Source organism: Polyangiaceae bacterium (assembly GCA_020633235.1).
Classification (GTDB): Bacteria; Myxococcota_A; Polyangia; order Polyangiales; family Polyangiaceae; genus JACKEA01.
This window is the reverse complement of sequence record JACKEA010000002.1, coordinates 74,512-87,717: the sequence shown is the minus strand read 5'-3', so window position 1 is coordinate 87,717 and position 13,206 is coordinate 74,512. Positions and strand designations below refer to the sequence as shown.

Here is a 13,206-nt window from a genome sequence, read left to right as displayed (position 1 = left end):
AAAGTAGCTTCCGCCCGCCATGACGGTCTGGCATCTGTCCCGCGCCATCGTCGAAACCGCGTGGATCAGCGCGCCCACGGTGGTGGATGCCGCGCTCGGTCGCGTCACCTCGGAGGCGTGCGACGAACGCCTCGACTCCTGGTCGCGCCGCCTGCTCGAGCAAGCGCGCATCGAGCTGTCGGTGCACGGCCTCGGGCACGCTCCGGTGGGCGAGACCTTCGTGGTGATGAGCAATCACCAATCGCTGTACGACATTCCGGTGGTGTTTCAGGCTCTCGAGCGTCGGGTGCGGATGGTCGCCAAGTCCGAGCTCTTTCGCGTCCCCGTGTGGGCTCCTGCCATGCGCGCCTCGGGCTTCGTGGAAATCGATCGCAAGAACCGCGAGCGCGCCATCGAAAGCCTGTCCCGCGCCAAGGAGGCCCTCGCGTCCGGCACCAGCATCTGGATTGCGCCGGAGGGAACTCGTAGCCGTAGCGGCGCCCTCGGCGAGTTCAAACAAGGCGGTTTTCACCTGGCGCTCGACGCCGACTGCCGCATCCTGCCCGTCACCATCGTGGGCACTCGCAAGGTGCTCCCCGCCAAGGGCTTCAATGTGAGGCCCGGCGCCCTGGTCCACGTGTGGGTGAGCGAGCCGGTGCGCGCCGCTGACTACGGCCACCAGCGCCGCGCCGAGCTGTGCGAAGAAGTCCGTCGTCGCATCGCCGAGCACCTGTAGCCGAGCGTCGCTCGCTCCGACGAGCCCCGGGGTCGCCCCGTCTTGGATTCGCGCCGGACCAACAGGATCATGAAAATTGTCGCTGCGGCGCGATGCCCGGCGCGCTCGCGATCAACGACGGCGTCGCGGCCCAGTGCGGGCCTCTGGACGGAACGAGTCCGGATCTTCGGCGCCGGCGGCGCGGGCCAGTCGCGTTTCCTCGATGGCGTCGCTGATCACCAGGCTCAGCCGGTGCAGTCCTTCGCTCGCGTGCACGTGGCTGCCGAGGTTCGCGGAACGCAGGCGCTGCTCTTCGTCCATGCTGCTGCCGTAGAAGACGACGGAGTCCGCGCGTCCGTTGGCGAGCAGCCAGCCCGCCGTGGCCAGCGCCTGGGGCAGCTCGTCGGCGAGCACGGCGCAGTCGTAGTGGGTGAGCACGCCCATCGCGCGCTCGGTGCTGGTCACCACGTCGACGCTGAAGCCACGGCGGCCGAGCACGTGCGCCATCGCCTTGGACAGGGCGACGGAGGAGACGACGGACAGCACGCGGGGCGTGAGGATCATGGGCTCAGGGCAACGAACTCTGCACCAGTCGGGATGCTCATCAGATCCCGCATGAGGGTGGGTACGTCCCCCCCCTCGTACAGCAGATGATACACCGCCTTCACGATGGGGAGATCGATCCCCTTCTTCACCGCGTAGTCGTGGACGGCGTGGGTGGTTTTCACACCTTCGGCTACCATCCGCATCTGCTTCTGGATTTCCTGAAGACTTTCGCCGGCTGCCAGCCGCGCTCCCACCTGATGATTGCGTGACAGGGGCGACGAGCAGGTGGCGATCAGGTCGCCCATGCCGGCCATGCCTCCGAAGGTGAGCAGCTCCGCCTTCATGGCCATGCCGTAGCGCGCCATCTCGCTGAGACCGCGCGTGAGCAGCAGCGCCTTGGTGTTCTCGCCGAAGCCGAGACCCGCGGCCACACCGGCCGCGAGCGCGACGATGTTCTTGAACGCGCCGCCCACCTCGGCACCGATCACGTCGCGACCGCCGTATACGCGAAAGTAGTCGTTGTTCAGCACCGCGGCGGCGCGCTCGTACACCTCGTCGAAGTGCGAGGCCACGAGCGTTCCCGTGGGCTGCTTGTTGGCCAGCTCCTTGGCCAGGTTGGGCCCCGAGAGCACGCCGATCTTCCGAACGCAGGTCTCCTCCCGCAAGATCTCGCTCATGCGTTTGAAGCTGCCCTCCTCGATACCCTTGGAGGCGTGGATGAGCACGTGCTCGCCGCTCAAGAAGTCTCCGAGCTCCCGCGCTGCGGCGCGCATGCCGTGGGAGGGCACCACCATCAAGATCAGGTGACAGCTCTTGGCGATGCGCTCGAGGTCGTGGGTCGCTTCTACGTTGTCGGGTAGCCGAACGTTGGGGAGATAGTCGGCGTTCTCGTGCTTGTCGTTGATGCCCCGGGCCAGCTCTTCGCGCCGCGTCCAGAGCCAGACCTTCCGGCCGTTGTCCCCGAGCACCTTCGCCAGGGTGGTGCCCCAGCTGCCGGCGCCAATCACTGCCACTCGATCGTCCATCACGTTCCTCAAGCGAGGGCCCGGCCCAAGTCGTAACCGCGCAGTCGATTGCCGTAGTAAAGAAGCAGGTTGCGATCCTCGTGGAAGATGCGGTCGCCGCGGCGCACCGCCGCCGGCCGAACGTGGTAGCAGGCGTAGGCGCGCAGGGCGTCGTCCACGATGCTACGCGGATCGCGCGACAGCTCTTCCGACAGCCGCGGCCCATTCGGGAGATCGCGTATGGCGCCGAGAACCCGGCCCGTCTCGCTGGCGAGCTCGTCCACCGGCACCGCCGGGGCGTGCCCGCCGGTGCGCAACAGGCGATACAGATCCATGCCCGGGTTCTTGTGCTTGAGCAGGGAGAGCAGCGCATGGCCCACGAGGTGCGTGGACATCACCACGTTCTCGTTCAGGAACGACGCCACGATCTGCTCCGACAGCTCGTTGGTGTACTCGGCGTCGCGTTGGGGCTCGTGGCGCGGCTCGCCGTCCACCGCCACGTAGCTGGCGGGGTCCACGATGCGACCGCGGGGGTCGAGGCTTCGGCCTTCTTCGTCCACGCGGTTGCCGAACAGATCCAGCGGGGGCGAGAAGGTGAGCACGACCTTGGCATCCAGGCTCACGAGATCCGAGAGGAACTGCAGCACCCGCCGGGGCTTGGAGAACTCGTCGTCTTCGATGATGTAGCGCGCCTTGCCCACTTCCTTCAGGTGATCGTCAATCAGCGTTTCCGCTTCCAGCACCAGCTTGTAGGAGATGGTGCAAGGGACGACGTACAGGTTGGGCTTGTCGCGCTTCACCCGCAGGTTCTGGATGTAGGCGTTGATGCCGGTGCCCAGCAGCCCGCGCTTCAGGTGCTGCTCCACGGCGCCGCTCCGGCTGCGGGTGCCACCGGGGAAGAACAAGTTGTTGTATCCGAGCTCCAGGGCGACGGTGGCGTACTCCTTCAGCACGTCCTTGTAGAGCTTCGACTGCTTCTTGCGGTCCACGCGATAGGCGCCGAGGCGACCCATGAAGAAGGACGTCGCCGGGTTCTCGAACAGGTTGAGCCCCGCGCCGTACAGCAGCGGCGGCAAGCCCATCAGGTGCACCGCGTAGCCCAGGACGATGCTGTCGAGGTGCGAGGAGTGGGTGGGCACCACGATCAACGTGCCGTGATCCAGGAGCGAGCGCACGTGGTCCACGGCCCCTTCGATGCGCATGTGATCCGAGAGTCCGCGGCGCAACGACGACAGCGAGGTGAAGCTCTTCGGGGTCATGGCGCCGAGCAACAGCGACAGCCCCGTGGGCACCACCGTGGTCGACAGCTTGTAGACGTTGTCGTCGAAGTTGCCCACGATCTCCGCGGCGAAGCGCCGCGAGATCTGGTCCAGCAGATGGCGCAGGTCCGCGTCGGAGGCGTGGCGCAGCCGTCGCTGGAGCTTCTGGTAGAAGGCGGAGTCGGCCTTGAAGCGCGCGTCGTGCTTGGCGCGCTCGAGGCGTCGTCGCTCATGGTACAGGGTGTCGCTGATCGCGGCTTCCAGATCGAGGCTGGAGCGGGCAGCCGCCACGGTGCGGTCGACCACTCGGGTGGCAGCCTCGATTTGGGCGCGCTCTCGGTCTTCCGGGCGCATGGGGCTGCCAGCCTACAACGCGGGTTCGGGGGAGGTGGCGGCTTTCGTCAGGTTTTCACGGCGGCATACCCTCGGGTATGTGCGGGCGTAGCGCGGCGGAGGTATGCTCGGAGTGTCGACTTGCTTGTGGAGGGAAACATGCGCGCGCTGCTTCGTTGGCTCGGGGTTCTTTCGTCGCTGGTACTGGTTGCCTGTGGGGGCGATGACTCGGTGACTTTCGGCGGCTCGGACGCCGGAGCGGGCAGCGGCGGCGTGGGCGCCTCCGGAGGCACGGGCGGCAGCGGCGCCACAGGGGCCTTCGCGGGCAGCGGCGCGCGACGGGCGGCGTCGGCGCGACGGGCGGCGTCGGCGCGACGGGCGGCGTCGGCGCGACGGGCGGCGTCGCGGGTGCCGGCGCGACGGGCGGCGCGGCCGGCGCGGGCGCCACGGGCGGCGCCGCGGGCAGCGGCGGCGTGGCGGGCACCGGCGCCACCGGAGGCGTGGCGGGCGCGGGCGCCACGGGCGGCGTGGCGGGCAGCGGCGGCGCGGCGGCTGCACCTCGGTCGCGGACTGCGACGACCAGAGCGCGTGCACCACGGACAGCTGCGTGAACGGCAGCTGCCAGCACGCCGCGGTGGACTGCGGCGACGGCAACGCCTGCACCACGGACAGCTGCGACGCGAGCGCGGGCTGCGTGCATGCGCCCCTCGACTGCAACGACAGCAATGCGTGCACCACGGATTCCTGCAACAACGCCACGGGCTGCGTTCACGTCCCCAAGAGCTGCGCCGACGGCAACGCCTGCACCACGGACAGCTGCAATCCGAGCACGGGGCAGTGCGCCCACGCGCCGAAGGACTGCAACGACAACGACGCCTGCACCGTGGATACCTGCGCCGCGGCCACGGGTCAGTGCCTGCACGCCGCCAAGAACTGCGCGGACGGCAATCTGTGCACCACGGACAGCTGCGATCCGAACAGTGGTCAGTGCTTGCACGCGCCGAAGGACTGTCTCGATGGCAACGTGTGCACTGCCGACAGCTGCAACGCGACGACCGGCGCCTGTCAGCACGCGCCGGTGGCCAACTGCTGCAACCACTCGCTGTGCTCCACCGGGTTCAACCTGAACGCCGTGTCGTGCAGCTACGGTGCGGATGACTGCGCCCAGAAGGTGTGTGCGAAGGACGCGTTCTGCTGCGTGTCGAGCTGGGACGCCGTGTGCGTGGGCTTGGTGCAGGACACCTCCGTGTGCACGGGTGACTACTCCTGCGATTGCACGCATGACTACTGCACGACCGGCGGCGCGCTGAAGGCGAGCTGCGACCCGTGTGTGGCGGCCATCTGCGCGACGGACTCGTATTGCTGCTCCACCGGCTGGGACAACCTCTGCGTCCAATCGGTGGCCAGCACGTGCAACGTGCCTTCCGGCTCGAATTGTCAGTAAGCTCCGGGCGTGACCCGAACTGACGAAGAAAAAGCCGGGCGCCGGCGTGCGCCCCCGTCCTTGCTGGCTCAGGTTCCGCCCCGGCGCTCGCCCGTGGGCTACGTCGTGGCGCTCGGCCTGGGTGCGGCGCTGGGCTTCCGCGTCGCCCAAGCCGTGCCGCGGGGCGGGGCGGCGAGCGCTTCGGGCAGCGCGGCAGATCTCCTGGGCGCCGCGTGCGAAGCTGGCAAGGCCGCCGCCTGTGGCGATCTCGGTAAGCTCTACGCGCTGGGGGTGGGCGTGCCTCGAGATCTAGGCCGCGCCGCGGATCTGTTCGACAAGGCCTGCAGCGGCGGCGATACCGCAGGCTGCGCCTCCCTGGGGGAGGCCCTCGACGTCGGCCAAGGGCGAGCGCGCGACGCGACCCGCGCTCGAACGCTCCTCGAGCAGGCCTGCAATGGTGGCGTGGGCGACGCCTGCGCCCGCTTGGGCGACAAGAGCGACAAGGGCCTGGGCGTGCCCAAGGACGAAGCCAAGGCGGTGGAGTACTTCCGCAAAGGCTGCGAGGCCGAGAGCGCCGCGGCCTGCGCTGGCCTCGCTCTCGCGACCTACGTGGGCAAGGGCGTGCCCGCCAATCCCGTGCGCGCCAAGGTGCTGTTCGAGAAGGCCTGCAACGGCGGCAGTGCCGAGGGCTGCTACGGCTACGGCCGCTCGCTGATGGGCAGCCGCGGCGGAGAGCAGGACGCCGCGCGCGCCGCCGAGCTGGTGCAGAAGGGCTGCGACATGGGCAGCGCCCAGGCCTGTCGCGCGATGGCCCTCATGCTCTCGGATCGCGGCAATCAGAAGCCGGATCCGGATCGCGCGAAGGCGTTGTTCGAGCGCGCCTGCGGCCTCGGGGATGCGACCAGCTGCGAGCGCCTGCGCGGCGGCGGCTGAGCGCGGGTCGCGACGGGCATCGCGCCGCACCAGCAAAGAAAATCGGACCAATCCGCCTGATTTTGTTGGCTCGCCGCGGTGCCGTCAGGTCACGCGACACCAAACACGGAGGATCACCGTGTTCTTCACGGTCCACGGCGTCACGTCCACGCGATCCACCTCGTCCATGTTGCGCGCGGGCAGGCGATCGAGCAGACGCTCTTCCACGAACTGACGGCGCGCCTGCTCGGTGCTGAGGCGCGCGAGATCTTCGCCGCGCACCACGAAGGTCGCCATCTCGAAGACATCCAGCGCTTCACGAGATTCACTTTCCGGAGCGCGCTCCGCCATCACGGCGTTGGCCAGCGCTTCCAGGGTGTCACGGCCCGGCGCCGGGATCACGTTCACCTCGGCGGCGGGATCGAAGGCGCGCAACGGCTTGTCGTAACCCTTGGTGCTGACCCTTCGACGCACGCCGGTCTGGGGCTCGCCCAGCTCGGAAGCGATCGCCGCCATGGTGTCGCGACCGACGACGCCTTCCCGAACCTCGATGTCGGGCATGGACGCCGTGGTGTTGTAGCGCTGCTCGTAGTCCACCGTGCTCATGTGGGCGCGCACTTCGATGGGGGTCGCGCTCTTGGCCTCTCCCACGATCGCGGACAGCGTCTCGCGGCCGGCGGGGGCGAGCTCGAAGGACAGATCCGGGCTCGAGGGTTGGAAGTTGCTCGCGCCGCCGCTCACCAGGGAAGCGACGTCCTCGGCGATGGCCGCCATGGTGTCCCGGCCCGCAGGCCCGTACTCCACTCGAATTTCCGGACCCGACTCCTGCGGCACCTTCTGCCGGGGACGTGGGGGGAGGGGAGGCTTCTTTCGCTTCGGGGAACTACCGCTCGACAAGTCGTCCTCACTGCACAGTATCTCACGACTCGGCCGAGGAGGCGAAAGGCGGCCGTCATGCGGCGTCGGAGTCGCTCTTTTCGCGGCGAAGCCAGGTATCGATGGATGCCGCAGTGCGCCGTCCATCCGCGATCGCCCACACCACCAGGGACTGTCCCCGCTGGCAGTCGCCGGCCGCGAACACCCCCGGCACGCTGGTCATGAACTGCTCGTCCACCCGCACGTTACCGCGGCGGTCGAGCTTCAAGCCCAAGTGTTCCACCAGCCCTTCGTGCTCGGGATGCACGAAGCCCATGGCCAGCAGCACGAGATCCGCCGACAGCTCGTGCTCACTGCCCGCAACGCGCTCCGGACGACCGGCGCGCATCTCCACCTCCACGCAATGCATGGTGGTGACACGGCCGGCGTCGCCGCTGAAGCGCTCCGTCGACACGCTGAAGCGCCGCTCGCCGCCTTCTTCGTGGGACGACGACGTGCGCAGCATGAGCGGCCACAGCGGCCACGGTGTCGAAGGGGAGCGCTCGTCCGGCGGACGCGGGAGGATCTCGAGACTGGTGACGCTGAGGGCGCCCTGGCGGTGGGAGGTGCCGATGCAGTCGCTGCCGGTGTCGCCGCCGCCGATCACCACGACGTGCTTGCCGGCGGCGCTGATGACGCGGTCTTCCGGTATCGGATCTCCCGCCACGCGGCGGTTTTGTTGCTCGAGGAAGTCCATCGCGAAGTGGATGCCCGAAAGCTCGCGTCCGGGCACCGTGAGGTCCCGCGGCTTGCGGGAGCCGATCGCCAAGCACACGGCGTCGAACCGCTCTTGGAGCTCCGCCACGCTCAGATCCACGCCGACGTTCACGCCGGTCTCGAAGCGCACGCCTTCGCGCTGCATTTGCTCCACGCGGCGCGTGACGATGCTCTTGTCGAGCTTGAAGTCCGGGATGCCGTAGCTGAGCAGCCCGCCGATGCGATCGTCCCGCTCGAGCACGACCACGTCGTGGCCGGCGCGCGCGAGCTGCTGCGCGGCGGCGAGGCCCGCGGGACCGGAGCCCACGACGGCCACGGTCTTGCCGGTCTTCTCGCGCGCGGGTCGGGGCACGATGGCGCCGTCGGCGATGGCGCGATCGGCGATGGACTTCTCGATCAGCTTGATGCTGACGGGATCGTCGTTGATGCCCAGCACACAGGCCGCTTCACAGGGGGCGGGGCACACCCGCCCGGTGACCTCGGGGAAGTTGTTGGTGGCGGAAAGCGCATCGAGAGCCAGATCCCAGCGGCCGCGATACACGTGATCGTTCCAGTCCGGGATCAGGTTCTCCAGCGGGCAGCCGGTGTTACAGAACGGTATGCCGCAGTCCATACAGCGAGCGCCCTGACGCTGGAGGGACTCCTGCACCACCGGCAGCTCGAGCTCGCGAAAGTCCTTCACGCGCTCGTCGACAGGGCGCTTGTCCGCTTCGGCCCGCTCGTACTCGAGGAATCCGGTGACCTTGCCCATCACTCCGCCTCCGGTGGGTGGTGATCCGGCTCCGGCGTGGGCTCCGCGTCCGTGGCTTCCACCGGCAGATCTTCGAGCTGGGAGAGCACGCGGCGATACTCCACCGGCACCACCTTCACGAAGCGACCGAGGGTCTGCTCCCACACCCCGAGCAGCTCCTTGGCGAGCTCGCTGCCGGTGAGGGCGATGTGCTCTTCGAGCAGCCCCGCGAGCATCGGCGCGTCGTCCCCGGACAGGGCTTCGAGCTCGACCAGCCCGTGATTGACTCGGCTCGCGAAGCGGCCGTCGTGATCCAGGACGTAGGCGATGCCGCCGCTCATGCCCGCGCCGAAGTTCCGGCCGGTGCCGCCCAGCACCACGATGCGACCGCCGGTCATGTACTCGGCGCCGTGATCCCCGACGCCCTCCACCACTGCCGTTGCGCCGCTGTTGCGCACCGCGAAGCGCTCCCCGGCGCGGCCCGAGAAAAAGGCGCGGCCGCCGGTGGCGCCGTACAGCGCCACGTTGCCGACGATCACGTTGTCGCAGGTTCGGAAGGTGGCGCCGGCAGGAGGCCGGACACACAAGAGCCCGCCGCTCATGCCCTTGCCCACGTAGTCGTTGGCGTCGCCCTCCAGGCGAATGTCCATACCGCTCACGGCGAAGGCGCCGAAGCTCTGACCTGCGCTGCCGCGGAAAGACAGACTGACGGCCCCGGGGGGCAGCCCCGCCTTGCCGTGGCGCCGCGTGATCTCCCCGGCGAGCATGGCGCCCACCGTCCGGTGCACGTTCTGGATGGCGCGCTCGATGCGCACCGGCTCACCGCGCTCCAACGCCGGCTGGGCCTGGGCGATGAGCTCGTGATCCAGCGCCGTTTCCAGGCCATGCTCCTGGGACTGGCACTGCGTCACGCTCACCCCCGGATCCGGCGCGGCAGGGCTCAGCACGTCGGAGAAGTCGAGCTTGCCGGCCTTCAGGTGGTGCGTGTCGCGCTTTCGGATGCGATCGACGCGCCCCACCATCTCGCGGATGGTGGAAAAGCCGAGCTGCGCCATCAGCTCTCGCGCTTCTTCGGCCACGTAGAACATGAAGCGAATCACGTGCTCCGGCTGTCCCGTGAACTTCTTCCGCAGCTCGGGATCTTGAGTGGCCACGCCTACCGGGCAGGTGTTGAGGTGGCACTTGCGCATCATGATGCAGCCCGACGCCACCAGCGGCGCGGTGGCGAAGCCGAACTCCTCGGCGCCCAGGAGCGCGGCGAAGACGACGTCGCGTCCGGTGCGCATCTGGCCATCGGTCTGTAGGATCACGCGGCTGCGCAGGTCGTTCTTCACCAGCACCTGGTGTGTCTCGGAGAGACCGAGCTCCCAGGGTACGCCCGCGTGACGGATGCTGGTGCGTGGCGAAGCGCCGGTGCCGCCGTCGTGCCCGGCGATCAGGATCACGTCGGCGTGCGCCTTGGCCACGCCGGCGGCAATGGTGCCGACGCCGGCCTCCGCCACCAGCTTCACGCTCACGCGAGCCTTGGGGTTCACCATCTTCAGATCGAAGATGAGCTGCGCCAAATCCTCGATGGAGTAGATGTCGTGATGGGGCGGCGGTGAAATCAGCGTCACGCCCGGTGTGGAGTGCCGGGTCTTGGCGATCACGGCGTCCACCTTGTGCCCCGGCAGCTGCCCGCCTTCGCCCGGCTTGGCGCCTTGGGCGACCTTGATCTGCAGCTCGTCGGCGTTGACCAAGTAGTAGGTGGTGACGCCGAAGCGCCCGGAGGCCACCTGTTTGATGGCGCTCTTGCGACTGTCGCCGTTTGCGTCCCGCAGGTAGCGTTCGTCGCGCTCGCCGCCCTCGCCGGTGTTGCTCTTGCCACCGATGCGATTCATCGCGATGGCGAGGTTCTCGTGCGCCTCGGCGCTGATGGATCCGAAGCTCATGGCGCCGGTGGCGAAGCGCTTCACGATCTCCGCCGCGGGCTCGACCTCCGACAGGGGCAGGGGAGCGTCGGCGGGCAGCAGGTTCCACATGCCGCGGAGCGTGATCAGTCCGCGACTCTGCTGGTTGATCAGGTCCGAGTACTCGCGGTAGCTGCGCACGTCCTCCGTCCGCACCGCGCGTTGCAGCGCCGCGACGGTACCGGGCGTCCACATGTGACGCTCGCCTTGGGCGCGGTAGTGGTACTCCCCGCCCACGTCCAGCATGTGGCTGGGCTGCGCCGCGAACGCGCTCTTGTGACGCCGCGACGTCTCGTCCGCGATCACTTCCAGGTCGATTCCGCCGATGCGCGAGACAGTGCCGGTGAAGTAGCGCTCCACCAGCTCCTCGTCCAAGCCCAGAGCCTCGAAGATCTGAGCGCCGTGATAGCTCGACAGGGTGCTGATCCCCATCTTGCTCATCACCTTCAACACGCCCTTGTTGGCCGCCTTGATGTAGCGCTTGCGCGCCTCGTACACGTCGAGGTCCTCCGGGAAGGTCCCTTGGCGGACCATCTCGTCCACGCCGTCCAGCGCCAGGTACGGATTGATGGCGCCGGCACCGTAGCCGAGCAGCAGGCAGAAGTGGTGCACCTCTCGGGCTTCGCCGGTCTCTACCAGGATGCCCACGCGCATGCGGGTGCCGTTGCGCATCAGGTGGTGGTGCACCGCGCCGGTGGCGAGCAAGCTCGGGATCGGCGCCATGTGCTCGTTCGCGCCGCGGTCGCTCAGGATGATCAGGCTGTGATTGTTGAGCACGGCCAGGGACGCCAGGCGGCACAGCTCGTCCACCGCGGCCTTGAGCCCCTGGGCGCCCTCGGCCACCGGGTAGAGCATGGGCAGGGTGGCGGGCTGGCGAAAATGCATCCGGTGGCTGCCGCGGAGCTTCTCGAGCTCCTCGTTGGTGAGCAGGGGGCTCGGCAGGCGGAGCATCTGCGCGTGATCCGGCAGCTCGAAGAGCAGGTTGCCCTCTCCACCGATGAAGTTCGCGATGCTCATCACGAGCTCTTCGCGGATCGGGTCGATGGCAGGGTTGGTGACCTGAGCGAAGTGCTGCTTGAAGTAGTTGAAGAGCAGCTGCGGCCGCTCCGACAGCACCGCCAGCGGCGTGTCGGTGCCCATCGAGCCGACGGCTTCGGCGCCGTCTTGGGCCATGGGTGCCATCAACAGGCGCAGGTCTTCTTCGGTGTAGCCGAACATGCGCTGGCGCTGTCGCAGCGCATCCGGTGCCAGCACCGTGGACTCCACGGCGACGTCGTCCAGGTCGTCGATGTTGATGGCGTTTCGAGCCAGCCACTTGCCGTAGGGCTGCTGCTTGCAGAGCTCGCTCTTGAGCTCTTCGTCCTCGACCACACGCCCCGCTTCGGTATCGACCAGGAACATGCGCCCGGGCTCGAGACGCCCGCGGCGCTCGATGCGCTCCGCGGGGATGTCCAGCACGCCCGTCTCCGAGGCCAGCACCACCAGGCCGTCCTTGGTGATGGTCCAGCGCGCAGGCCTGAGCCCGTTGCGATCCAGGATCGCCCCGATCTGCCGGCCGTCGGTGAAGGCCAGGGCAGCCGGGCCGTCCCAGGGCTCGATCAGACACGCATGGTACTCGTAGAACTCGCGCTTCTCGCGCGGCATGTCCGGGTCGTTCTGCCAGGCTTCCGGCACCAACATCATCATCACGTGGGGCAGGGAGCGCCCCGCGTGCATGAGCAGCTCGGCCACGTTGTCCAGCGTGGCGGAGTCGCTGCCCCCCGGCGTGATGGTCGGCAAGATGTGGCGCACCTCCTCACCGAAGATACGGCCGTCGAACAACTGCTCCCGGGCGCGCATCCAGGCTTCGTTGCCGCGCACGGTGTTGATCTCGCCATTGTGGGCGATCAACCGAAACGGTTGCGCCAGCTCCCAAGTGGGGAACGTGTTGGTGGAGAACCGCTGATGAACCAAGGCCAGGCGGCTCTTCATCAGCGGGTTCTGCAGGTCGGGGTAGAAGCCCGCGAGCTGCTGCGCGAGGAGCAGGCCCTTGTACACGATGGTACGGGCCGACAGGCTCGGGATGTAGAACTGGTCGGCGCCCTCCAGGCCGCTCTCCCGCGCCGTGCGTTCCGCCCACTTGCGGATCACGAACAGCTTGGACTCGAAGGTGACCTCGTCTTCGCAGGTGGAGCCCACCAGCACCTGCTCGATCACCGGGGCGCTCGCCCGCGCCACGGGACCGAGCACCTCTTCGTTCACCGGCAGCTGCCGCCAGCCGATGAGCCGCTGGCCGGTACCCGCGATCTTGTCCTCGATGATCTGCTTGAGGCGCGCGCGCTGCGTCTTGTTCCGCGGCAGGAACACGGAGCCCACGCCGTAGCGACCGGGCTCGGGCAGCTTGACCTTGTCGCAGGCTTCGGTCAGCAGCTCGTGGGGGATCTGCACCAGGATGCCGGCGCCGTCGCCGGTGAGCGGATCGCAGCCGCTGGCGCCGCGGTGCACCAGGTTCAAGAGCACGTCGACGCCTTGCTTCACGATGGCGTGCGAGCGCTCGCCGCGGATGTTCGCGACGAAGCCGACACCACAGGCGTCATGCTCGAGCTTGGGGTCATAGAGCCCCGACTTGTCGGGAAGCGGCATTCGTCAGTGCTCCGTGCGGGCGTGGGCTCGGGCCCCACGAGCCCTGGCCACGTCCGGCAGGGGTCGTAAATAGGCCACGGATTGACGCGCCGCGCAAGCGCG

Annotated in this window: 9 protein-coding genes; 3 read left to right on the top strand and 6 right to left on the bottom strand. The window is 68.4% G+C overall.

Annotation, left to right across the window (positions count from 1 at the left end; all coding sequences use genetic code 11):
• Positions 1-19: 19 nt before the first annotated feature.
• The gene (locus H6717_10965; GenBank protein MCB9577533.1) at positions 20-715 is read left to right on the top strand and encodes a 1-acyl-sn-glycerol-3-phosphate acyltransferase; all 696 of its coding nucleotides are present in this window, start codon (positions 20-22) and stop codon (positions 713-715) included.
• Between the two features lie 111 nt (positions 716-826).
• Here the strand turns inward: H6717_10965 and H6717_10960 are convergent, their stop codons facing one another.
• From H6717_10960 to H6717_10950, 3 genes are read right to left on the bottom strand one after another with little or no spacing between them, the layout of a single operon-like run.
• Positions 827-1,258: a hypothetical protein gene (locus tag H6717_10960; protein ID MCB9577532.1), complete on the bottom strand. Its 432-nt coding sequence runs from the start codon at positions 1,256-1,258 to the stop codon at positions 827-829.
• Positions 1,255-2,265, bottom strand: a complete 1,011-nt coding sequence (locus tag H6717_10955) for an NAD(P)-dependent glycerol-3-phosphate dehydrogenase (protein ID MCB9577531.1) — start codon at positions 2,263-2,265, stop codon at positions 1,255-1,257. Before H6717_10955 ends, H6717_10960 begins: the two co-directional genes overlap by 4 nt.
• Before the next feature lie 8 nt (positions 2,266-2,273).
• Entirely contained in the window at positions 2,274-3,857 is a 1,584-nt protein-coding gene (locus H6717_10950; protein MCB9577530.1) for a 1-acyl-sn-glycerol-3-phosphate acyltransferase, read from the bottom strand.
• A 586-nt stretch (positions 3,858-4,443) separates the two neighbouring features.
• On the opposite strand from H6717_10950, the gene H6717_10945 reads away from it, so the two are divergent.
• Both H6717_10945 and H6717_10940 read left to right on the top strand, forming a co-directional pair.
• Complete coding sequence (locus H6717_10945) at positions 4,444-5,280, top strand: hypothetical protein (GenBank protein ID MCB9577529.1); 837 nt, start codon at positions 4,444-4,446, stop codon at positions 5,278-5,280.
• A gap of 9 nt (positions 5,281-5,289) precedes the next feature.
• Positions 5,290-6,192, top strand: a complete 903-nt coding sequence (locus H6717_10940) for a sel1 repeat family protein (protein MCB9577528.1) — start codon at positions 5,290-5,292, stop codon at positions 6,190-6,192.
• Between the two features lie 84 nt (positions 6,193-6,276).
• Here H6717_10940 and H6717_10935 read toward each other — a convergent pair whose 3' ends face one another.
• The 3 genes from H6717_10935 to gltB all read right to left on the bottom strand — a co-directional run bounded on the left by H6717_10935 (position 6,277) and on the right by gltB (position 13,104).
• Positions 6,277-6,945 (bottom strand): hypothetical protein, encoded by a 669-nt coding sequence (locus H6717_10935; protein MCB9577527.1) that lies wholly within the window; start codon positions 6,943-6,945, stop codon positions 6,277-6,279.
• Positions 6,946-7,123: 178 nt separating this feature from the next.
• Entirely contained in the window at positions 7,124-8,554 is a 1,431-nt protein-coding gene (locus tag H6717_10930) for a glutamate synthase subunit beta (GenBank protein MCB9577526.1), read from the bottom strand.
• Positions 8,554-13,104, bottom strand: coding sequence for a glutamate synthase large subunit (gene gltB, locus H6717_10925; GenBank protein MCB9577525.1), 4,551 nt, complete (start codon positions 13,102-13,104; stop codon positions 8,554-8,556). The genes H6717_10930 and gltB overlap by 1 nt, the downstream gene beginning before the upstream one ends.
• Positions 13,105-13,206 lie beyond the last annotated feature (102 nt).

What these genes read in the sequence shown, in the direction of transcription:
- H6717_10965 (MCB9577533.1), top strand. Translation starts at nt 20, where the DNA reads ATGACGGTCTGGCATCTGTCCCGCGCCATCGTCGAAACCGCGTGGATC.
- H6717_10950 (MCB9577530.1), bottom strand. Translation starts at nt 3,857, where the DNA reads ATGCGCCCGGAAGACCGAGAGCGCGCCCAAATCGAGGCTGCCACCCGA.
- H6717_10935 (MCB9577527.1), bottom strand. Translation starts at nt 6,945, where the DNA reads ATGGCGGCCATCGCCGAGGACGTCGCTTCCCTGGTGAGCGGCGGCGCG.
- H6717_10960 (MCB9577532.1), bottom strand. Translation starts at nt 1,258, where the DNA reads ATGATCCTCACGCCCCGCGTGCTGTCCGTCGTCTCCTCCGTCGCCCTG.
- gltB (MCB9577525.1), bottom strand. Translation starts at nt 13,104, where the DNA reads ATGCCGCTTCCCGACAAGTCGGGGCTCTATGACCCCAAGCTCGAGCAT.
- H6717_10930 (MCB9577526.1), bottom strand. Translation starts at nt 8,554, where the DNA reads ATGGGCAAGGTCACCGGATTCCTCGAGTACGAGCGGGCCGAAGCGGAC.
- H6717_10955 (MCB9577531.1), bottom strand. Translation starts at nt 2,265, where the DNA reads ATGGACGATCGAGTGGCAGTGATTGGCGCCGGCAGCTGGGGCACCACC.